At 70.6% G+C, this 20,965-nt stretch carries 22 protein-coding genes; 9 read left to right on the plus strand and 13 right to left on the minus strand.

Features of this window, described 5'->3' with window-relative positions:
* Window positions 1-8 precede the first annotated feature (8 nt).
* Window positions 9-1,757 (plus strand): IPT/TIG domain-containing protein, encoded by a 1,749-nt coding sequence (locus IT371_04485; GenBank protein ID MCC6746891.1) that lies wholly within the window; start codon window positions 9-11, stop codon window positions 1,755-1,757.
* A gap of 33 nt (window positions 1,758-1,790) precedes the next feature.
* Here IT371_04485 and IT371_04490 read toward each other — a convergent pair whose 3' ends face one another.
* The 4 genes from IT371_04490 to IT371_04505 form a co-directional block, all read right to left on the minus strand.
* Window positions 1,791-2,411: a hypothetical protein gene (locus IT371_04490; protein MCC6746892.1), complete on the minus strand. Its 621-nt coding sequence runs from the start codon at window positions 2,409-2,411 to the stop codon at window positions 1,791-1,793.
* Between the two features lie 421 nt (window positions 2,412-2,832).
* Window positions 2,833-3,897, minus strand: coding sequence for a hypothetical protein (locus tag IT371_04495; protein MCC6746893.1), 1,065 nt, complete (start codon window positions 3,895-3,897; stop codon window positions 2,833-2,835).
* 278 nt (window positions 3,898-4,175) lie between these two features.
* Window positions 4,176-4,808: a hypothetical protein gene (locus IT371_04500; GenBank protein MCC6746894.1), complete on the minus strand. Its 633-nt coding sequence runs from the start codon at window positions 4,806-4,808 to the stop codon at window positions 4,176-4,178.
* Window positions 4,805-5,323 (minus strand): hypothetical protein, encoded by a 519-nt coding sequence (locus IT371_04505; GenBank protein MCC6746895.1) that lies wholly within the window; start codon window positions 5,321-5,323, stop codon window positions 4,805-4,807. Before IT371_04505 ends, IT371_04500 begins: the two co-directional genes overlap by 4 nt.
* 228 nt (window positions 5,324-5,551) lie before the next feature.
* Here IT371_04505 and IT371_04510 point away from each other — a divergent pair, with 228 nt between their 5' ends.
* From IT371_04510 to IT371_04520, 3 genes are all read left to right on the plus strand, one after another.
* Window positions 5,552-5,977 (plus strand): acyl-CoA thioesterase, encoded by a 426-nt coding sequence (locus tag IT371_04510; GenBank protein ID MCC6746896.1) that lies wholly within the window; start codon window positions 5,552-5,554, stop codon window positions 5,975-5,977.
* A 168-nt stretch (window positions 5,978-6,145) separates the two neighbouring features.
* On the plus strand, window positions 6,146-7,231 hold the full coding sequence (locus IT371_04515) for a hypothetical protein (protein ID MCC6746897.1): 1,086 nt from the start codon (window positions 6,146-6,148) through the stop codon (window positions 7,229-7,231).
* Between the two features lie 114 nt (window positions 7,232-7,345).
* Window positions 7,346-8,956 carry a hypothetical protein gene (locus tag IT371_04520; protein ID MCC6746898.1) on the plus strand — a complete coding sequence of 537 codons (1,611 nt, stop codon included), beginning with the start codon at window positions 7,346-7,348 and terminating at the stop codon, window positions 8,954-8,956.
* Window positions 8,957-8,963: 7 nt separating this feature from the next.
* On the opposite strand, the gene IT371_04525 is transcribed toward IT371_04520, so the two are convergent.
* On the minus strand, window positions 8,964-9,953 hold the full coding sequence (locus IT371_04525; protein MCC6746899.1) for a M23 family metallopeptidase: 990 nt from the start codon (window positions 9,951-9,953) through the stop codon (window positions 8,964-8,966).
* A gap of 221 nt (window positions 9,954-10,174) precedes the next feature.
* Here IT371_04525 and IT371_04530 point away from each other — a divergent pair, with 221 nt between their 5' ends.
* The gene (locus tag IT371_04530) at window positions 10,175-10,498 is read left to right on the plus strand and encodes a peptidyl-prolyl cis-trans isomerase (GenBank protein MCC6746900.1); all 324 of its coding nucleotides are present in this window, start codon (window positions 10,175-10,177) and stop codon (window positions 10,496-10,498) included.
* Between the two features lie 17 nt (window positions 10,499-10,515).
* Here the strand turns inward: IT371_04530 and IT371_04535 are convergent, their stop codons facing one another.
* Genes IT371_04535 through IT371_04550 form a run of 4 tightly spaced genes read right to left on the minus strand, consistent with a single transcriptional unit; the run spans window position 10,516 to window position 15,041 of the window.
* A complete protein-coding gene (locus tag IT371_04535; GenBank protein ID MCC6746901.1) occupies window positions 10,516-12,042 on the minus strand; it encodes a DUF4832 domain-containing protein in 1,527 nt (508 codons plus the stop codon).
* On the minus strand, window positions 12,042-12,218 hold the full coding sequence (locus IT371_04540; GenBank protein MCC6746902.1) for a hypothetical protein: 177 nt from the start codon (window positions 12,216-12,218) through the stop codon (window positions 12,042-12,044). The genes IT371_04535 and IT371_04540 overlap by 1 nt, the downstream gene beginning before the upstream one ends.
* A gap of 8 nt (window positions 12,219-12,226) precedes the next feature.
* Entirely contained in the window at window positions 12,227-13,684 is a 1,458-nt protein-coding gene (locus tag IT371_04545; GenBank protein MCC6746903.1) for an HAD-IG family 5'-nucleotidase, read from the minus strand.
* A gap of 31 nt (window positions 13,685-13,715) precedes the next feature.
* The gene (locus tag IT371_04550) at window positions 13,716-15,041 is read right to left on the minus strand and encodes a GTPase (protein ID MCC6746904.1); all 1,326 of its coding nucleotides are present in this window, start codon (window positions 15,039-15,041) and stop codon (window positions 13,716-13,718) included.
* Window positions 15,042-15,200: 159 nt separating this feature from the next.
* Here IT371_04550 and IT371_04555 point away from each other — a divergent pair, with 159 nt between their 5' ends.
* The 3 genes from IT371_04555 (at window position 15,201) to IT371_04565 (ending at window position 17,541) form a co-directional block, all read left to right on the plus strand.
* Window positions 15,201-16,319: an alpha/beta hydrolase gene (locus IT371_04555; GenBank protein ID MCC6746905.1), complete on the plus strand. Its 1,119-nt coding sequence runs from the start codon at window positions 15,201-15,203 to the stop codon at window positions 16,317-16,319.
* A 100-nt stretch (window positions 16,320-16,419) separates the two neighbouring features.
* A complete protein-coding gene (locus tag IT371_04560; GenBank protein ID MCC6746906.1) occupies window positions 16,420-17,112 on the plus strand; it encodes a MotA/TolQ/ExbB proton channel family protein in 693 nt (230 codons plus the stop codon).
* 3 nt (window positions 17,113-17,115) lie between these two features.
* Entirely contained in the window at window positions 17,116-17,541 is a 426-nt protein-coding gene (locus IT371_04565) for a biopolymer transporter ExbD (protein MCC6746907.1), read from the plus strand.
* A 6-nt stretch (window positions 17,542-17,547) separates the two neighbouring features.
* On the opposite strand, the gene IT371_04570 is transcribed toward IT371_04565, so the two are convergent.
* The gene (locus IT371_04570; GenBank protein ID MCC6746908.1) at window positions 17,548-18,075 is read right to left on the minus strand and encodes an HNH endonuclease; all 528 of its coding nucleotides are present in this window, start codon (window positions 18,073-18,075) and stop codon (window positions 17,548-17,550) included.
* 87 nt (window positions 18,076-18,162) lie between these two features.
* On the opposite strand from IT371_04570, the gene IT371_04575 reads away from it, so the two are divergent.
* Window positions 18,163-18,720: a GNAT family N-acetyltransferase gene (locus IT371_04575; GenBank protein ID MCC6746909.1), complete on the plus strand. Its 558-nt coding sequence runs from the start codon at window positions 18,163-18,165 to the stop codon at window positions 18,718-18,720.
* A gap of 15 nt (window positions 18,721-18,735) precedes the next feature.
* Here the strand turns inward: IT371_04575 and IT371_04580 are convergent, their stop codons facing one another.
* Genes IT371_04580 through IT371_04590 form a run of 3 tightly spaced genes read right to left on the minus strand, consistent with a single transcriptional unit; the run spans window position 18,736 to window position 20,863 of the window.
* Window positions 18,736-18,900, minus strand: coding sequence for a hypothetical protein (locus IT371_04580; GenBank protein MCC6746910.1), 165 nt, complete (start codon window positions 18,898-18,900; stop codon window positions 18,736-18,738).
* A 24-nt stretch (window positions 18,901-18,924) separates the two neighbouring features.
* The gene (locus tag IT371_04585) at window positions 18,925-20,256 is read right to left on the minus strand and encodes a hypothetical protein (protein ID MCC6746911.1); all 1,332 of its coding nucleotides are present in this window, start codon (window positions 20,254-20,256) and stop codon (window positions 18,925-18,927) included.
* Window positions 20,257-20,284: 28 nt separating this feature from the next.
* On the minus strand, window positions 20,285-20,863 hold the full coding sequence (locus tag IT371_04590; protein MCC6746912.1) for a hypothetical protein: 579 nt from the start codon (window positions 20,861-20,863) through the stop codon (window positions 20,285-20,287).
* Window positions 20,864-20,965: the final 102 nt, after the last annotated feature.

The raw sequence follows: 20,965 nt of genomic DNA on the forward strand, positions 1-20,965 counted from the left end.
AGGTCTCCATGCGAAAAGCGGTCTCTTCCGTCCAGCTCGTCAGCGCACTCGCCTTGCTCGCCGCGGGAGGGCTCTCCCTCTCGTCCTGCATCCTGGGGGGGAACGCCTGCGACGACGCCAAGGCGCACCTCTGCGCCAAGCTCCCCGAGATGGGCTGCTCGACGATGTACATGGACAACGCCGTGGCGAGCCTCAGGCAGAGCTGCGGGACCAGCGAGGCCCAGCGGTACATCGGGTACGCCGAGGGCGCGTGCCGCTCGAAGACGTTGGTCTGTGGGCAAGAGGGGCCCCGTCTCGACAGCGGCACCCCGCCCGGGGGCTGCGGCCCGTACGGCAAGGTCGTGGAGTACGCGGGTACGGCGGAGGCCGACGGCCGCTCCGCGCGCCTGAAGCTGACCTTCACCAACGCGAGAGTGGACGGCGAGCTGACCGCCGATCCGGTGTGCTCCGGGAGCGTGCGGCTCACCCGCACCCAGCTCTCCTTCACCGCCGCCACGCTCACGGGAAGCTGGGAGTCACCGACGGGGATGATCACCGGCCTCTGGCAGGGGGGCGACTACGACTGCGACGGCAAGCTGATGTCCGGCTATCCCACCTCGGGGTCCGTCACCATCACGATCTCGGGCGGCATGGTGTACCTGCAGCGCGTCGCGGGGGCCGGCAAGTACGCCTTCTCCGCGAAGAACGTCCTCTACGCCCCCGTGCCCTGCAAGGACGCCGGTGTTCCGGTGGGCGGCTGCACCATCGGTTCGGTCTCCCCCGCCACGGCGGACCAGTACGAGACGGTCACCATCTCGGGCTCGGGCTTCGGAAGCACGGCCGGGTCGGTCAGCTTCGGCGGCATCGCGGCCCAGCCGATCAACGCGTGGAGCGACACGAGCATCAGCGTGGCGGTCCCGGCGACGGTGAGCTACGGCCCGGTGGTGCTGAGCGTGACCACCTCCGCGGGCAAGACCTGCTCCCGCGCGAACTACGTGATCGAGTCGAAGGGCTGCGTCGCGGCGGGGACGCGGGTCCGGCTGGCCAGCGGCGAGACGAAGCCCATCGAGGAGCTCGACCGCCACGAGGAGCTCTTCGCCGGCGACGGGACCCGCTCCGGGGTGCGCACGGCGGTGATCCAGAAGACCCTCGTGCACCGCGAGCAGAGCTACTCCCTGCACCGCATCCGCCTCTCCAAGCGGCGTTCGCTCCTCGTGACGGGCAACCACCCGGTCCTGACCCGGCGCCGCGGGTGGGTGCCGGTCGACGAGCTGCGCGCGGGCGACTGGATCTACGTGCTCGGCGCTCGCTCGAGGCGTCTGACCGAGACGCGCATCCTTTCGATCGTGCGCGACGAGTCGCAGACCGACGTGGTCTACAACCTGAAGACCTCCGCCGGGAGCTACATCGCCAACGACATCCTGGTGCACAACAAGTGCCTGGCCGCGGGCTCGCCCATCGATACCCCCCGCGGGCCGGTGCCCATCGAGCGCCTGGCCGTCGGCCAGCTCGTCTACGGAAACCGCGACGGTCAGCGCGTCGTGACGCGCGTGACGCACCTCTACGCCAAGGCCACCGTCCTGCCGCGCCTGCCGGGCAAGCGGCTCACCCCTCGCGTGACGGCCACGCTGAACCACTGGGTGCGCGAGGGAGCGGCCTTCGTGCGCGTCCGCGAGACCGCGCATCCCCTGCGGAGCGTCACCGGGACGGTCTACGACCTCGAGACCGAGGCGGGGAACTACTACGCCGACGGCCTCCTCATGCGAGCGAGCGAGTAGCGCGCCGGGGAGGGCAGGGTTCTTCGTGCGGGGTCAGGCGCCCGGCACCGCGCTCGTGGGAATCAGTCCCCGTAGCCTCCACCCGGTCTTCAGGAGCCAGGTTCGCGGCTCCAGCACCGGCGGGTCTCCGTCGGGCGGAACCGGCACGAAATCCTTCCAGCCGGTGAAGTAGCGCGCAGAGCTGCACGCGTCCAGGTCGCGTCGCGGGACCCACTTGCCTCGCGCGACGCTGTGTTTTCGAGAATTCTGCAAAACGTACGCGAGCGCCGCCTTCACCTCGCTCGGCGTCTTCAGGATGTGCTGGTGGTAGCGGTCCCGAAAGACCCGCCCCTTGCGGCCTATGGCGCGATTCACCGCGTGCGCGAGCCGGATCGCCAGCGCGCGCAGGCCTCGCATCAGCACCTCCCGGTCCTTGGCCTCCGTCACGAGGTGCAGGTGATTCTTCTGGATCGAGTAGTGCGCCAGGTTCATCCCGAACCGCCCCGCCGACTTCACGAACGCGTCTTCGATCGCCCGTAGCTGCTTCTTGCTCCGCAGGTTCGGTAGCCCCTCCACCACCTTCATCGTGACGTGCACCGGAAACCGGCTCGCCAGGAGCGGTCGCGGCCGATGCGGCAGTCCGCTCCCCGGCCGTTTCTTTCTCCCCGCGCCCATCCGTTTCCCACCCCACCCCGTCGCCTCCCGCATAGGCAACGGAAGCTGTTTCGCAGGACCCGCCGGCCGACGCGTGCCCGAAGGACGGCCTTTTCCTGAGGAGGATTTGCACGTTTGTGCCAACATGAATAAGGCCAATACTAGCAGAACGCCGGTCTGACGTCAAGGGATGTCCTTGCACGAACAAACACAAGACAATGGAAGAACCAAGAACAAGTAGGCGCTCGCCGGCGCACCGATTCACCCCCACCGCCCGTGTGCGCTCACAGCCGCCGGCCGCCGCGCCCACCCCTCGTCGACAGCCATTCTCCCCGGCGCACCGATACGTCACCGCCGCTCGCATGCGCCCACCGCCGCTCGCCGCCGCGCCCACCCCTGGCGCCGGCGCCGGCGATCCGGTCCCCCTAGCGATTTCTTCGGCCTACCGCGGCGCTGCCCCGAGCCCGGCGCGCAGCACGTTCAGCAGGGACACGCAGTCGCGCATCCGCTCTGGCCTGATGTCCGTCCCGTTGTCGCCGCCCTCGAGAAACTGGGGAGAGACGACGAAGACGCGCACCTTGGCGTGCGTCAGGCTGCGCTGTAAGCGCGGGTCCCGCAGCAGCTTCTTGGTCAGGCGAAGCTGCGGCTCGGGGAGGAGGAGATCCATGTCCAGCGAGACGACATCCGGCAGGTGGTGGGCGATCTTTCGCAGCGCGGAACGCCACGACGCCCAGCGCTCCTGGCGCGCGCGGGAGTTCGCGTCGCCGCGCAGCGCGCCGAGGGGTAGCGTGTAGGCCGCACCACGGTTCGCGCTGCCGATCGGCCGCTTGCGGTAGTCGGAGGCCGGCGCCACGGCGGTCCCGTACACGACAGACCCTTGCTTGAGGAGGACCCGTCCATCGGGGCGCAGCAGGTTCCACAGGCCTCCCCACCAGGTGGCCGCCTGGTAGTCGCCCGCCCACGGGCGCCAGGCGAAGTCCGAGTGGCGGTCGAGGTGAAGCAGGCGTTCGGGCAGCTCTCCCGTCGTGTGATAGTGGTAGAGGAAGAGGTCCAGCATGTGGTGGTCCCGCAGGAAGTAGTCCACCTGGCCGGTCTTCGGGTGACGCATCACGAGCGCGACGCCCCCGAGAAGCGTCTCCAGGTCGGCGGTCGTGAGCCGGGGCGCGAAGGGGCGTTCCTCGAAGAGGGTCTGCTTCGCGCTGTACGGCTGCTCGCCCCGCCCGTGGAGCGACGGTCCGTCCCAGCGCAGAAAGTGCTCGTCGAAGCGGGCGGCCGCCTTCGGGCCCAGCACGGCCGTGGCGACGTCGTGGATGTCGGTGCGCGCGCCGATGGCCGGCACCACGGCCCTGGGCTGAGGCTTCAGCCGGTAGCGGCGCGTACGCGCTGGCCCCTCGGGCCGGTCCCAGCCTTCCGCGGCTGCACTCCCGGCCCAGCTTGTGGCCAGCGCGAGGGTCGCGGTCAGCGCGAGCGCGTGGAGGTGCAGGAGTCTAGTACCGGTCCTCGCCATCGCCACGTCGCCGCGCCGGCCGGGCGCGTCCAACGCTAGCTGTATCAACCCGCGTGCCAGGACCGAGCCCGGCCGATGCGAGGACGGGTGTGTGCACCTCGCGGTGCCCCAGGCCCCGAGGCCCGGCTTTCAGGTGGAAGATCGGTTCCGGCGCGACCCGGCGAGGTCACGCGTGCGTGAGGTCCCGTCTGTGCGCGTGGCGCCGCGGGGAGGCAGCGCTGGGGTCAGACGTCCCGAGCGCGCGCGGAGTGACTACGGCGCGAGCGCGGGCGGAGCGACTACGGCGCGAGCGGCGCGCGTGCGGGGACGCGCGCAGGGATGCGCGCCACGCGCTTCACTTCACCGAAGGGGCGGCGCCCGAGGACGACCATCTCGAGCTCCACGCCGGCGAAGCCCTCCTCGTCGAGGAGAGAGCGCGCGTCGTGGCTCCAGCGCCGGTCGGCTCCCGAGAAGACCTCCACGCTCTGCTCCCACCAGGGATGCACGTGGGTGAACCGAATGCGGGTCACCTCTCCGGGGTGGGTCGCGGCGAGCGCGAGCACCCGGCCGAGCGCGGGAGCCTGCGCCTTCCCGTCGATCTCGTCGGCGTCGTGGGAGGTCACGCGCAGCGGGGTGCCGAGCGTCGCTCCGCGCGCGTCGACCGCTTCGAAGTGGCCGACCTCTTCGTGCGTGGCTTCCGCGGCGGCGAGGAGCGCGAGGTCGCCGATGCCGAGGGGAGCCGAGCCCACCCGCGTACCGCGGGGCCAGACGCCGGCCCAGCGGAGAAGCTTGGGCTCGGTGCGGAGGGCCCACCGCTGCACGCGGCCGAGCTGCGCCTTGAGCTCCGCCCAGGGCGTCCGCGCCTCGACCGACTGCGGGAAGAGGGTCGCGAGCGCTACTCCGAAGAGCAGCGCGCGCTGCGTGGCGTTCACGGGCGAGCCCCCGCGACCCCCCACGCCCCGTAGCCGAGCAGGAAGAGCGCCGGCGTGGTGGCCCCCTCCGTGGCGAGGTACACGCCGCCCGCCAGCGCGGCCCCGGTGAGGACCCAGTGCGCCGCTACGCCGCGGAGGTCCCCCATCGGCCAGCCGAGCACGGGCAATGCGGCGAGCCGCATGATCCCCGAGGCCGCGGCGCCCGCGGTCGCGATACCCGGCTGGACCATGCCCTCTTTGAAGAGGAGGAAGCTCCCCACCGTCAGCAGGCCCGTCCCGATGAAGTAGCCGGCGCCGGCCTTCACCGACGGCAAGACGCGCGAGAGTCGCCGGCCCGCGGCAGACCCCTCGTAGCGCTCCTTGAGGTGGGTCATCCGCTGCCCCATCCCCTGCCGCAGGGTCCCCGCGCGCTCGCGGAGCCCCTCGAGGGGGCCCGCCAGCGCAGGGGCGGGGGCGATGGCGAGCAGCAACGTGACGGCTACGGCGTGTGCGGTGGTCCGACGAAGGTCTCGCATGGGCTTTCCTTGGGCTGAGCTGCGCCGCCGCGCTGAGCAAGCCCTGTGCCCCGCGGCTCGCGCGAGCACCCCGCGGTGATCGTTCAGGTCCTTGCGCGCCGGGGTACGGCCGGGCCTCCAGGAGCCGGAGCAGGCCGGGGGCTCCTGGTCGGTTTCGAGAGCCCGTCGGCGCGACGCCGTCAGCCTCGACGCTTGACCCGCGCCGGGCTGGCCGGAGAGGATCCCCGCATGCGCTTCACCTCCCTGGCCAAGGTTCGCTTCTCCGAGGTCGATCGCGCGGGGATCGTCTACTTCCCGCGCTTTCTGAACTATTTCCACGTAGCCTTCGAGGACTTCTTCGACCAGTACCTGGGCACCCCCTACGCGGACGTCATCACCCAGGAGGGCTTCGCCTTTCCGGCGGTGCGCACGGAGGTGGATTTCAAGAAGCCGCTGCGCTTCGGCGAGCTCATGGAGATCGAGGTCGCGATCGAGGAGATCGGCCGCAAGAGTTGCCGCTTCCGCTACACGCTGCGGGTCAAGGGCGACGAGGAGGTGAGGGCCGTCGGCCGCGTCACCTCCGTCGCGGTCGAGATGGCCGGGTTCACCTCCATCCCCATCCCCGACAAGTACCGGCGGCTTTTCGAGGCCTACCTCGCGCAACAAGGGGAGTAGGGGGCTGCCCGGTGCGGGGGGACAGGTGTACCCAGACGCCGGCCGGTCGATCCGCCGATCCGCCGGCGCTCCTTTCCGCCCGTGGGATCGTGACCATCGCAAGTCCCCGGAAACCTGACGCGCGGTAGGAGGCGCGCGCGGGCACGGCTCCTGCAAACGCTCGTGGGCATGACAAAAGGGCTGCCGTACCGCAGGTCGACGCCTTGGACGGCCCTCGTCCCCGCATGGGGCGCAGCCCTGGGCCTGAGCCTCGGTCTCAGCCTGGGACCGGCGCCCGCCCAGGCGATCCCGCGGCGGCAGTCGGTCGCTCCGCAGGGCTACCGTCCGGAGGTCTGGGAGCGGGCCACGCCCAAACAGCGCCTGAAGGTGCAGTACACCCTGCTGAAACAGGAACAGCGCCGGCTCACGCAGGCCGACCAGCGCTTCAGAGCGACCACGCTCAAGCAGGCCCGGGTCCGTCAGCTCGCCGAGACGGTGGGCAACCTGTCCCTCGCCCGGGAAGTGGACTTCTCGGGGGCCAGCCCGGAAGCGGGTCCCTGGGCAGGCGGCCTGCCTTTCCTCACGGGCGTGGCGCCGGGCGCGATGCGCCCCAAGATCCTGCTCAATGGGGTGGCGCACCATATCCAGGTGGCGGCGCAGGTCCTCTCTGACCTGGCGAGCGCTCCGCAGCGCACCGCCCGCGGGGAGTCCTACTTCGGCCTCTTCAACGGCACGCCGCTCGTCGCGCGCCCCGGCGACTCGGTGCGTACGATCCTCCGGCGCTACTGGCGCAGCCAGGACCGGGAGCCGAGCTTCGGGGGGAGCGAGCGGCTCTCCCACGTCTACAGCCAACTCCACACGGTCAAGATGGAGTTCGAGCGGCTCGTGCGCCCCTCGCTCCTCAGCTCGAAGCGCATGGGATCTCTCGCCGAGGTTCGGGCGCAGCTCGAGCCGCGGGCGCGCAAGGCGGGCTACCGGGATTGGCGTTACTACGGCTTCAACGAGCTGCGCGGGGGCGCGGAGATCAAGGCGTTCGTCGCGGTGCTGCATCGCGCCCACGGGGACGCGATGCTGCGGAGCCTGGCCTCCTTCGTGGGGCACGCGAACTTCGACGGCACGGACGCGCTCTGGCGCGCCGCCATCGCCGCCCGGCCCGGAGGCGAGAAGATCCTCGCCCGGGACCGGCTGGAACGTACCTTGGACAACGTGCGCTGGACGGCCAAGCGGGTCGTCGACACGGCGCGGTTTCGCCTCCAAAGGTGGTTCGGATACTGAGGGTCCGTTGCGCTCGGGACGGCGTGGCGTTCGTGACGCGGATCTCCGGGCTGGCACGTCGCGTGCTCCGTAGCCGGCCTCGGAGCGCGGAAGTCTCCGAGAAGTCGCCCTCACGTGCGTAGCTCGTCTCTCGTAATCGTCGTCTGGCTGGTCGCCGCGCCGCTCGCGCCGGCACACGGGTTTCCCGTCGTCGAGCGGGGGCCGCGCCCCGGGGTTCTCGGCCGCGTGACCGAGGGCTTGCGGCGCTTCGCGGACCGGCTCTTCGCGCGCGACGGGTATCTCCGGCTGAACGATGCGTCGGCTCGCCGCCCGGTGCGCCGCGAGCTCAGGCGACGCCTCGACGCGCTGGAGCAGGCGCGTCCCGAGGCGCGTCAGAACCCCGTCCTCTCCGCGCGATGGAAGGACCTCCGGCGCGTGGATGCGCTCCTTTTGGCCTTCGATGCGCTCGGGATGGACAAGCGCGTGACCGGAGGCACCGTGCGCGACACCCTTGGCGCGCGCCAGCGCCTCGCCGCCGGGACGTCGCAGGCGGGGCCGCGCCTCGACGACCTGGACCTCGGCCTCGACGTGAGCTCCGCGGTGGAGCGCACGCGTGCGGCGATGCGGCAGCGTCCGCCCCTCTTCGCGAGGCGCCGCTCCCCCGAGCAGATCGACCGGCTGGCCGTCGAGCGCGTGGTGGCCGAGGTGATCCGGACCGTGCGCGCGCACTTCCCGGAGGTGCGCGCGAGGGGCCGCATCACGCGCAAGCCCTCCTACCGGCCGGGAGTGGTCCACGTACAGTTCGAGACCCGCGGCGCCGACGGGCGGGCGATGCAGCTCGACTGCTCGCTCTACACCCAGCGAGGAGCCTACCGGCGCCCGCACCAATACATCTCCGTGGCCAAGCTGAAGCTGGCCGTCCCGCCCGGTGCGCGGCTGACCGATCTCCTGCACGAGCTCACCGACTTCGAGGCGGCGCGACGCATGCCCGAGCTGAAGGACCCCGCCGAGGGGACGCGAGACCTGATGGCCAACGTCCTGGCGGTGCGGCGCGAGCGAACGCAGAGTCCGCGGCTCACGACACCCGACCTGATGCACGGGGCGCTCCACGCCCTCTACCTGCTCAATCGGCGGGAGATGGAGATCGACCCGGAGTCGGTGCAGGCCATCCGGGAGCTCACGCCGCGCGGGGTGCGCGGCTTCTTCCAGGGCGGGACGGCGGATCAGCAGCGACGCCGCGCGCTCTACGTCTTCAGCCCCTTCCGGGTGGGCGAGGGGCGGCGCAGCTTCCGTGTCGTGGCGGAGATCGGCGCCGAGCTCGAGCTCTGGCCCAAGGTCTTTCGCGGCCTCGCGGTGGTGGTGCGCGATGGCGCGCGGTGGGAGCGTACCCTCGCGCGACTCGAGTTCGCGCACGCTCACGCCGAGCGCGTGCGTCTCGCGCAAGGCCAGGGGAGCGTGGGCTGGGCGCGCGTCTTCGCGGTGGCGGCGCTCCTCAGCGACCTCTCACCGTCGGAGCTCGAGCACGCCATGGCGGGACTGCCCGGTCTGCTCGAGGAGGTGCCGCGGGGGTCGACGACGCTCGTGAGCCGTCGCCTGCTGCGCGAGGGGTATCGCTACTTCCACGCGGCGCAGCCCGGGGAGCTGGCCGCGCGCCCTATCTCGGAGCTCCCCGCGTGGGCCAGGCCCGCAGCGCCTCCGCGGCGTCTCTCCCTCCCGGCGCGACCGGCCTTTCTGAGTCGTCGTTAAGAGGTCCCTAGCGGTCGCGGCTCGGGGCGCGGTTCCGTCGCGCGCGCCGAGGCCCGACGAGCGCCAGCGCGAGGCCGAGGGCGAGCAGGCCGAGGAGCCCATCTCGCGTCGACCCTCCGGCGGCGCTGCACCCGCCCATTACTGCCGTCGGGTTGTCGTGATCCTCCGGTGCAGCCTCGGGCAGCATGGCCGTCGTCCCGGCGTCGGGGCTGTTCCAGACGGGAGCCGGCGCCGACGGCACACCCGCGTCCGCGCGGGGGGCCACGGGGGCTCGGGCGTCGTGTCGAACTCCCTGGTCGGCCGACGGAGGTCGGGGCGGCGACGGTGGCGGAGGCGGCGTGTTCACGCATGCGGGGGACCAGGAACCGCCGCCGCTCAGGTTCTCGCGACCGCCGAGCGGCTCGGGGACGACCGCGGTGCCGCCGTAGGGCCCTCCGGCGATCTTGGCGTCCCGATGCACGGCGAAGTGGACGTGCGGAGCGGTGCTGTTCCCCGTCGATCCCATGTTGCCGATCGTCTCGCCGATCACCACCTTCTGGCCGACGGCGACCCCGATCTTGCTCATGTGCGCGTAGAGCGTGACGTAGCGATGCCCGTCGCCGAAGTCGTGCTCGATGAGCACCATCAGGCCGTAGCTGGACCACCCGCCGGTGGCCCAGCTGGCGTACCGCACCACGCCCGTGGCGGCCGCCACGAGCGGCTTCCCGTCGCCGCCGCCCGCCTCGTCACGCTGGATGTCGAGGGCGTAGTAGTCGTTCGACGAGCTGCCGTTGACGGTTCCGGTGTGGCCGCCGCAGCCGTAGCTGCAGGTGACGCGCGTGCGGACGCCGCAGGGGAGGGGGGTCTGCAGCTCGACGCCGGGGGGAAGCCCCACCGCGCCGCTGTTCGGGGTGGTTCGCGCCGCCGCCTCGGGCCCGCTCAGCGAGGCGACCAGCGCGACGCTCGCGGCCACGAGAGCTCCCTGCGCGCGATGGAGGTGACGAGAACGCTGCGCCATCGAGGAAGTGAGATGCAACCCGGGTGCCACGGCTCACCGTCGGTATTTCGACCACTTGCACCGTGCTGGGGCCTGCTGGCGACGGGGCCGTGGGGGTCTCTAGCCCCGAGCACGCGGGGCGGCGGGGACACGCGGGGACGGAGTCGCCTTTTCGCCCCGGCCGGTCTACGCTACCGCTCGCGCAACGAGCGCTGTGACCTTTCCCCGCCGAGGAGGACTCCATGACCGCCGCCCGGGTTCGCGCGTCCCACATTCTCTTGATGTACAAGGGCTCGGCCCGCTCCAGCGCCACGCGCTCGAAGGGCGAGGCCCTGCAGCAGATCACCTCGCTCAAGCAGCAGCTCGACGGCGGGGCCGAGTTCGGCGACCTGGCCCGCGCGAACTCGGACTGCCCCTCCTCCGACGAGGGCGGCGACCTCGGGGCCTTCAGCCGCGGGATGATGGTGCCTCCGTTCGAGGAGGCCGCCTTCGGCCTGGATGTCGGCGGAGTGAGCGGCGTGGTCGAGACCGACTTCGGCTACCACATCATCAAGCGCACCGCCTGACGGCCTGCGCGCCGACCCTACCGAAGCGTCACGTTGCCGAGGGGATAACTGCCGTCGCTGCGACGCCCCTCGATCGCGACGGCGAGCGGCGCGTAGTACCCGGCCGGGTCTCGAACGAGCAGCGCGACCTCGTAGTTCCCCGCCGGGAGGGCTCCGGCGGGCCACATCACTGTCGTGGTGTACGCGACGGGCGTGTCGACCCCGGCGGCGTTCGTCGTCGGCAGGAGCTTCTCGAGGTCCACGCCGAGCGGGAGGTCCCAGGCCACGGTGGTGCTCCCGGCGGGACGGAAGAGCAGCTCGACCTGCCAGCGCGTGTACGCGGGCGTGACGTTCACGTTGGACCACTCCGTCCGCACCTCGAAGGACTTCCCGGGCTGGAGCGCCGCGGGCAGGGTCAGCTTGCGGAGCACGAACCGGTAGCCTTCGGCCTTCAGGGCGCTCTGCAGCTCGGCCTGCTCCTTCGCCGAGTACGCGGTGTACGGTTCCGTGTCTCCCGAGACGATGGCCAGGTGATAGTCCTTCACCTGGGTCAGGCCATGCGCGAAGTAGCCGCGCCCCGCCGGGGCTCCGCACCACGCCGCGATCCCCGGAGCCGAGGTCCAGCGGCCCTGGATGGACGGTCGGTTCTTCCAGATGTCGTCGAGGCCGCTCTCCCCGGCGCAGTCGTTGCGCCACCCGATGCGCGGCGAGAGCGCCATGGCGTAGTCCAGCGCCTGCTTGTCTCCCGCGGACATGATGATGCGCGGTCCGGTGAAGGCGGCCACGGCGGCGTCGACGATGGCGTACTTGTTGGCCGTCGTCATCGTCGGGCCGGGCAGCGAGAAGAGGAACCAGCTCCCCCAGTTGCCGTAGAAGCCGGGCTCGATCCATCCGAGCCGTGCGTCGGTGTTGTAGCGGGCAGCCAGGGCCTGAATGAGCGCGAGCGCTCGCGCGAGGAAGTCCGGGTCGTTCCAGTCGGGAACGTACTGTCCGGCCCCGGTGGTCGTCCCGCCCGGCATGCGCGCCATCAGGTAGGCCGGCACGGCGGAGCTCGTGGCGCAGGTAGTGCACGCGGCCATCACGCGCAGACCGAGCTTCCCCTTACGGGCGGCGACCCGCTGCAGCGCGGACTCGATGGCGCTGAAGTCGTAGGCGTTCTCGGTCGGCTCGAGGCTGCGCCAGGTGACGCGCGCGTAGCTGTCGAGCACCGGCCAGCCCGACGGCAAGAGCGACGCGTCCTCGTACCAGGCCAGGGCCCCGCGAAATGGGTTGGCCAGCTCCGGGGCGGAGACCGGGATGACCCGTGGGTTGAACGTCACGAGCAGCCCGAGCGCGCCGCCGTCCCTCGCATCCGGGCGCGGACCGCCGCCGTCACGCCCGCCGTCGAGGACGCCGTCCGTCATCGCGCCGTCGCGTAGCGCGCCCCCCTCGGGCTGGCCGTCCAGCTCCGTGTGGCCGCCATCGGTCGCAGCGGGCACGGCGCGGTAGCCGAACAGGCCGTGACAGCCGGCCACCATCCCTGTCGCGACGAGGCAGGTCGCGAGCGCAGCGGGTCGAGCCCCCATCAGGACTTCGTTTGCTCCCCGGACAGTCGCGCGGCAGCCTCGCGCCGCTCCGCCTCTTCCAGGCGCGCTCGGATCCGTTCGAGCTCGGCTCGGGCGGCCCGTCCGCCGAGGGCGTAGCCCACGATCAATCCGACAGTAATCGCGAGAGGGATGTAGATGAAGTGTGCGGCCGTCATGCGAGCGCTCAGCCCTCCGTGCCGTCGTGCGGCAGGCTTCCGCGGTGCGACCGGATGAAGGCGAATGGGGTCTGAAAGACGAAGTTCGAGACGCGCGAGGTGTACACGTCCGCGTGCCGCTCGAGCTGCCGGGCCATGTAGCTCTTGTCGTTGCCGGCGCGCATCAGCAGCCCCCAGCGGTGGTTGCTCAGGTCCCCGGCGCGGATCGCGAGCGGCGCGATCTGGTCGTCGAGGGCTTCGACCTCGGCGCGCAGCGACTGGATCTCGGCGTGGAGCGCCTCGGGAGTGATGGTCGGCGGCGGTCCGTAGTGCCCCTGCGCGCGCTGCAAGAGGAGGCGCAGGTGACAGAGCAAGCCCTCGCGCTGTTCCTTCTCGGCCATCAGGGCGGTTAGCTGCCCTTCGTGGTCGCGGAAGTGCTCCATGGCCCGCACCTCCTGCTCGAGCTCGCGCACGACGAGCGCGGTGCGCCAGCGGAGCACGTTCTTGCTGATCTGCACGTCCACGAAGATGTGGTCGCCCACGTAGAGGATCTGGTCCCCCGAGAGGCCGAGGTACTCCTCGACCTGCGTGGCGTCGCCGCCGAGAAAGATCCCGCGGTCGGTCAGGCCCGGCATCGCAGGCCGGAGGAGTCCATCCTCGCTCACCACCTCGAACAGCGGCATGCGGCTCGAGAAGAAGGCCGGCTTGCGCGCCGAGACGATCAGCACGTCGAAGAGATCGCGCCAGGTCATCCCCCCGGGGAGGAAGCGGTCGAAGCAGTACCGCATCACCGCGCGCGTGTACTCCCACTCCGAGTTGGTGATGAGCAGGAGCTTCTTGCCCGCGTGCCGTTGATCGAGCAGGGCGAGCGGGGTGTCCGAGTCGAGCTGGATGAAGGTCTCCGGCTCGGCGAGGATGTCGGCCTTGAGCTGTCCCTCCATGTGCGCGAGGTCGAGCGACTTGCGGACGCGCTTGTAGAGGTCCGCGTAGCCCAGCACGCCGCTGATGTGCCCCTGGGCGATCTTCCCCTGGTCGAGCAGGTCCACCAGCTGCGCGTACATGCACGCTTCGGAGAGCGAGAAGAGCGTGTTCAGGAAGACCCATCGCGGCTCGGACAGATCCACGATGATGCGCGAGTAGACTTGGCGCTGCTCGTCGAAGTCGAGCGGCTGCGTGCCGTGGTAGGCCCGCTTGACGTAGCCGAAGCGGTTGGCCTTGAGCAGGTTGCCGTGCTCGATGTCCAGGATCAGCCCACGCTGGATGAGAGTCGGGTCGAACTCGAGGTCGCCGACGGGCCACCCGTAGGCCACGAGCTTGCGTCGCAGGTGCTCGTAGGCCCGTCGCTCCCACGCCTCGACGTGGTAGTCGATGAGCGTGTAGTCCATGTCGTAGCCGATGGCCTTGATCGACCGGAGGTTCAGGGTGCGGTTGCAGAAGACTCCGCGCTCCCTCGGGACGTGGGATAGCGCGCTCAGGTCTCGCGTCATGGCTGGTCCTCGAACGGGTGCCGCCGCTCGCTCAGCGCGGGGACATGCGGTGCAGGAAACGGTCGAGCTGGTCGCCGAGCGTGGGTCCTTCGAGGTCCGCCAGCTCGTAGCGCACGCGCACCGCAGGCTTGCGCAGCTTGAGCAGGCGGCCGAGGTCGATGGGGGTGGCGTAGAGCACGGCGTCGCAGTCGGCACCGTTGATGGTCTGCTCGAGGTCCTTGAGCTGCTCGTCCGAGTAGCCGACGGCCGGCACCGTGAGGCCGAGGTGCGGGTAGCTCTTGTAGGCCGCCAGGATCGACCCCACCGCGCTGCCGCGCGGCTCCATGATGCGCGCGCCCACCTTCTGCGCGGCGACGGTGGCCGCGCCGAAAGGCATCTCGCCGTGTGTCACCGTGGGCCCGTCCTCCACCACCAGCACGCGCTTGCCCCGGACCGCCTCCTCGTCGAAGACCAAGCGACTCTCGGCCTGCACGACGACCGCCTTCGGGTTGCGCGTCGCGATGTTGCCGAGCACCGTGGCGCGGTCCTCGGGCCGGGCCACCGTCGCCTTGTTCAGCAGCACGAGGTGCGCGCCGATGAGGTTCGTCTCCCCGGGGTGATAGGTCAGCTCGTGTCCGGGGCGCAGCGGGTCCACCACGGCGATCCATAGATCGGGGCGGAAGAAGGGCGTGTCGTTGTTGCCGCCGTCCCAGATGATCGCGTCGGCCTCGGTCTGCGCTCGCTCGAGCACCTGGGCGTAGTCCACGCCCGCGTAGACCACCGTGCCGCTCTCGAGGTGCGTCTCGTATTCCTCGCGCTCCTCGAGCGTGCAGTCGTGCGCCTCGAGGTCCTCGTAGCTGGCGAAGCGCTGCACCACCTGGCGCGTCAGGTCGCCGTAGGGCATCGGATGGCGGACGGCGACCACGCGCTTGCCGGCGGCCTTGAGGCGGGCCGCTACGTAGCGCGAGGTCTGGCTCTTGCCGCACCCCGTGCGCACGGCGCAGACGGCGACCACAGGCACGCTGGCCTGGAGCATCGTGTGCTCGACGCCGAGGAGGCGGAAGTCGGCCCCCGCGGCGAGGGTCTGCGACGCGAGGTGCATGACGTGTTCGTGCTTCACGTCGGAGTAGGCGAAGACCACCTGGGTGATCTTCCACTCGCGGATCAGCCGGGGGAGCTCGTCCTCGCGCTCGATGGGGATCCCCTGCGGGTAGCGCGACCCGGCGAGCTCGGGGGGATACCGCCGCCCGTCGATCCCCGGGATCTGGGTCGCGGTGAAGCCCATCACCCGGTAGCCCGGGTTGTCCCTGAAGTAGACGTTGAAATTGTGAAAGTCTCGTCCCGCCGCCCCGAGAATCAGCACCCGTGATTCGTTCATGTCACGCTCCGTGGAGGCCGAGCATACGCGGGGCGCCCCGATCCGACAAGCGTAGGGCCCGTCAGGGGTGTGATCGCGGACCGCCGCCCCTTCCCTCGACGGTAGGCTTGCCCCCGACGGCTCGGGTTCATATGCTTCGGTCAAGGAACGAGGCCGTTCATGCTCAAGAGAGTCCGACGCCGGGGCCAGCAGCTGCGCGATGCGCTGCGGCAGCGTGCCGGTGCCGTGGTGGTGAGCAACTTCTTCAAGGTCGGGGCGCGGGCCATGCGCGCGATGCCCCGCCGGAGACCCCATCCCTACGGCGTGGACGTGGTACGCGACGTGCCTTACCTCTCCACCGGGCGCGTGGAGCACCTCCTCGACATCTACCGCCCGGTCGGCGCGCCGCGACCCGCCCCGGTGGTCTTCTACGTGCACGGCGGCGGCTTCCGCATCCTGTCGAAGGACAGCCACTGGATGATGGCCGAGGCCTTCGCGCAGAAGGGGTACCTGGTCTTCAACGTCAACTACCGGCTGGCGCCGAAGCACCCCTACCCCGCGGCGATCGAGGACTGCGCGGCGGCGCTCGTCTGGGTGGCGAAGAACGCGGCGGCCTGCGAGGGGGACCTCGGCCGCCTGGTGCTCGCCGGCGAGTCGGCCGGGGCGAACCTCGTCACGGCGCTGGCAGTGATCCTCGCGTACCCGCGCCCCGAGCCGTGGGCGCAGGAGCTCTTCGCGACGGGGCTCCGTCCGCGCGCGGTGCTCCCCAACTGCGGCATGCTGCAGGTGAGCGACCCCGAGCGGTTCCGTCGGCGCAAACCGCGCATGCGAGCCTGGGTCTTCGACCGCCTGGCCGAGGTTCCGGAAGGGTATCTCCGTGGCGTCGACCCGAGCCGGCCGGGGGGCCACGACCTGGCCGACCCCCTCCTCGTCCTCGAGGGGAGCGACGCGCCGGCGCACCCGCTGCCCCCCTTCTTCGCGGCGGTCGGGACGCGAGACCCGCTGCTCGACGACACGCGCCGCCTCAAGGTCGCGCTCGACGCGCACGGGGTCCCCTGCGAGACCCGCTACTATCCGGGGGAGCTGCACGCCTTCCACGCGCTCGTGGTGACCGCCGCCGCCAAGCAGTGCTGGCAGGACCAGTTCGACTTCCTCGACCGCCACGTCGCCGAGGGCCCGGCGGGCGAGCGACGCGAGAGCGCCGAGGCGGCGATTCGTGCCGCGGCAGAGCGCCTCGCCGCCCGACCAACGCCGCCGACGAAGGCCTCCTTCGCCTCGCGCTGGCTCGGCCGCAAGTAGCGCGCTCCCCTTTTGCATGGCGGGGGGCGCTGTGTTACCTCAAACGGCAGCTTCGCGGAGCCTCTGCTCCGTCGGAGCCCGAGGGGTGCCCATGGATCTGATGGATTCGCTTCTCAAGGTGATGTTGAGCACCGGCGCTGGCTGGGTGCTCTGGTTGCTCATCGGGCTGTCGGTGCTGAGCGTCGGCATCATCATCGAGCGCGCCGTGGTCATCTCGCGCTCGGGCGGAGATCCGGCCCGGCTGGCGGAGAACCTGAAGTCGCACCTGGACAAGGGGGAGATCGACAAGGCGGTCTTCCGACTGCAGGTGGTGCGCGGCGTGGAGGCGCGCATCGCGCTCGAGGGACTTCGGGCCTACGACAAGGGACCGGACTCGGTGGCCGAGGCGATCACCTCGGCCAAGGCGATCCAGCGCAGTCTGCTCGAGCAGCGGCTGGGTTTCCTCGGGACGCTCGGCAACAACGCGCCGTTCATCGGTCTCTTCGGCACGGTGATCGGCATCATCAAGGCCTTCCACGACCTGTCGGTCGAGAGCGGCGGCGCGGCCAAGGCCGTGATGGCCGGCATCTCCGAAGCGCTCGTGGCCACCGCCATGGGGCTCTTCGTGGCCATCCCGGCGGTCATCGCCTTCAACTACTTCCAGCGCCGTATCCGCGCCCTGATCGCGAGCGTGGACGGGCTGAGCCACCTCATCCTCTCCGAGCTCCGCCGGCAACCTGGTCCCGCCGGGGCTGCGGCCATCGCCGTCGCCGCGGCCGAGGGAGCTCCGGCGGCCAAGGCCGAGGAGGCCTAGCCGATGGCCGGTGGCGCTGGCTCGCAGAACGACGACGACGGGGAGATGATCACCGAGATCAACGTCACCCCGATGGTCGACATCATGCTGGTGCTGCTGATCATCTTCATGGTGACGGCGAGCCTGATCGTCAGCCCGTCGATGAAGGTGGAGTTGCCGAAGGGGGCGGGCTCGGCCGCCGCGGGCAAGGAGCCCGACATCACCGTGGTCGTGACCCGCACCGGGGCCCTCGAATACAAGCAGAAGCCCGTCTCGGGGGACCAGCTCCTCGGCGAGCTGCGCAAGGAACGCCAGGCGCATCCGGGGGCGCGCATCCTCGTGCTCGCCGACACCAAGGCCTATCACGGCAGCGTGGTGAAGGTGATGTCCATCGCGCGCAGCGTGGGCTTCACGCGCCTCGGGGTGGCCACCGAGGGAGGGGGGAAGTAGCCCCGCTCAGTCCGGCACGAGCTCGGCCATCCAGTAGCAGTAGTCGCGCCAGGCGTCGGGGACCGATTGCCGCGAGATCTGCAGCGTGAAGATCGGCACCCACGAGGGGCGCGCCGGCTCCTGCAGGAGTCGCATCCGGGCCTGCTCCGGCGTGCGATCCGCCTTGCGCGCGTTGCACTCCACGCAGGCGGTGACGATGTTCTCCCAGCAGGTCTTGCCCCCCTTGGCCCGCGGAATGACGTGGTCGTAGGTCAGCTCCGCGCTGGTGCGCTTCTGGCCGCAGTACTGGCAGCGCCAGCGGTCGCGCGCGAGCACGTTCTGCCGCGAGAAGCGCACGGGGTGTTTGTGCCGCCGAAAGCTGTGCACCAGGCGCACCACCGACGGCAATTTCAGCACGAGCGAGACGGAGCGGATGTTCTGGTCGTAGGTCTCGACGACCTCCACCTTGCCGAGCGTCAGCAAGCTGATCGCTCGCCTCCAGCTGATCACGGTGATCGGCTCGTAGACCTGACTGAGCAGCAGCGTACGGTCCATGCTCGCCATCCTCGCGGCTCTCCTATCGGAGCCCTCCCTCTACCTATTATGTCGGCTGCCTCGGCGCGGGGCACGTTTTGGGTAATAATGCCCCCCATGCGTACGGCCTCGGTGACCACCTGGCACCTCGAGCTCACCTCCTTCCAGGCCCTCCGCGCGGCGCGGCATCCCCAGGAGCCGTGCGTCGTCGCGCGCCTCGAACCCTCGCAACCGGCCTTCAGTCGCTTCCTCTACGCGTCGGTGGGGGCCGACTGGTGGTGGATCGATCGGCTCCCCTGGACCCTGGCCGACTGGCGAGGGCACCTCGAGCGGCCCGAGGTGGCCACCTGGGTGCTCTACGTGGGAGGTGCCCCGGCCGGGTACGTGGAGCTCGAGCGCCAGAGCGGAGGGAACGTCGAGCTGCTCTACTTCGGCCTGCTGCCGGGGTTTTCGGGCCGAGGGTTCGGCGGGCACCTGCTCACCGTCGGGGTCGAGGAGGCCTTCGCCCTCGGGGCCCGGCGCGTGTGGGTGCACACCTGCTCGCTCGACGGACCCGGCGCGCTCCCCAACTACCAGGCGCGAGGCTTTTCGGTCTTCAAGGTCGTGACGCACGAGCAGGCGCTTCCCGAGGCGCCGCTCGAGCTCTGGCCGGGTGCCGGGCGATAGCGCCCGGGGCGCCCCCTACTCGCAGCAGGTCTGCACGATGGTGCGACAGGTCGTGCAGACCATCCGGCCGTGGATATGAACCGTCTCGCCCCCGCACGCGGGGCAGATGATCTCGGCCGTCGTCGTCGGCGTGGAGAGGCGACGTCCGTTCGAGGGGCGCTTCGGCTGGCTCTTGGTCATCGCGTAGCTCCTCATCGTGTGGGGTTATCGCTGCTCGGTGCGTTCGGAGCGGGCCAACGTGACGTGGAAGATCTCGTGGGTCCGCCCGTTGCCGTCTTTGGGCACGGCGATCGACTTGGTGGCGTAGCCTTCGCGCTGCACCGTGACCTCGCTCGGCTGCGCGGCCTCGGCGGGGAGCGGCACCGGCCGCCCCTTCGGGATCACCGAGCCGTTGAGGCGCACCGTGGCGTCCTCGGGCTCGGCCATCACGGTCACGGCCCGGCTCGCGGCGGGCGACGGCGGCTGCCGCTTCATGAAGGCCGCCGTCCCGAGGGCGGTGACCATCGCGAGCATCACCGCGGCGACCCCCCAGAGACCGGGGTTTCCCGTGAGCGCCCGTCGCGTCCGCACGGGGGCCGACGTCGTGGGGGCCTCGACCTCCTCTTCCTCGCGGGGGGGCGCGGAGAAGAGGTGCAGGGACCGCGCGCCGACCTTTCCCTGGCTGAAGAGCTCCATGTCGAAGAGAGCGACCACCTCGCTGCTGTAGCCGGCCTCCAGGTTGAAGACGAGCTTCGAGACCGAGTGCAGCACGGAGATGAGCCCGAGGCCCGCCCCCGTCGGCTTGTTCTCGATGCGGCCTCCGGAGCCGGCGCGGAGCAGGTACTCGAGCGCGCGCAGGCGCGTCAGCGTTCCGCCGCCGTCCTGCACGGAGATGCCGAAGTAGCGGCCGCTGCAGGCGTAGCGCACCTGGATCGGCGCCACCTTCGTCAGCTTGGCCAGCTCGGCGGTGGTCTTGCCGGCGTAGAGCTCGCGCCCGCTCTTGTCCACGGCGGAGTGATAGAGCCCGTTCATCATCAGCTCGTCGGCCACGAGCTGGATCCGGTCCCGGACCGGCACGCGACACCCCGCGGCCTCGGCGTAGGCCAGGAGCACCTCGACGGCCTTGCGCTTCTCCACGTAGCTCGTGACCATCATCGAGAAGCTGGTCACGCCCCACGGGAAGTACTTCTGTAGGCCGAAGATCTCGCTGCGCAGCGCCTTGGTGGCGCTCGAGATGAACTCGTCGTCGTCGAACTGCGCGCCGTAGCAGAAGAGGCTCGTCACCCGCTGGTCCCTGAGGAGCGGCATGCGGCTGATGAGCTGATCCTCCTCGATGATGTACATGATGCGGCAGCCCGTGGGGACGCGGCCGAGGAAGGTCTCGTCCGGCTCCTTGCCGCGAGCGTCGTAGATCGCGAGGTGGGGCGGCCGCTCGGTGCGGATCGTCGAGGCGTCGCCGCCGAAGTCCGCGGTGGAGCCGGTGGCGGCGGTCAGCCTCTGGACCGCGCGCTTGAGAACCTTGTCCTTCGTGATGACCGCCATGTGGTAGCGCAGCATGGTCGCTCCAGGCTAAGGGGAAAGGGCCCTACTCCTTCGGCTCCGGTACCGGGTCCGGCGACGCCTCCGCCGGGGTAGGCGGCGGCGTGGACGGCAGCGCCATCACGTGTCCGGAAGGACGATTCGCCCGCTCCACGTTCATGCGCTCCGCCATGGCCAGGCGGCCGCGCACCGTGGTGGTCTCGGCGTGGTCCGCCTCGTGCGCCGCGATCTCGTTCCGCCGCTTCGCGATCTCTTCCTCGTACTCGCGGATCTCTTGCTTGAGCACCTCGACCCGCTTCTCGAGGCGATCGAGCTTCCGCGTCGCGTCCTGGATGATGGCGGGGATCTTGACCTTCGTGGACTCGAGGGTCTTCTTCACCACCTGCACCACGAGCTCCACGTTGTCCACCGGGAGCAGGCGCATGAGCTCGATGGCCTGGTCGATGGTGTAGCGCGGCGCCTCGTCCTCCTGCTCGGCCAGCGCCAGAGGGGAGGGGGGCGCGGCTTCCAGCCGGCGCGGAGGAGGAGGGGGAGGCTGCGCGGCGACGGGTGCCGAGAGGTTCACCTGCTCCACCGGGGAGTCGAACTCGTCCTTCTCTTTCCGCTTCTTGTCGAAGAGCCCCATGTCGCCTCCTTGCTCCAACCTGAATCGCCGGGTCGCGCCGGTTGAAACGGTCCGGCCGAGATGTTTTTCACTATAGGTCGTTCATGTATTCTGCGTCACCAA

It is taken from the genome of Deltaproteobacteria bacterium (assembly GCA_020848905.1).
Lineage (GTDB): Bacteria > Myxococcota_A > Polyangia.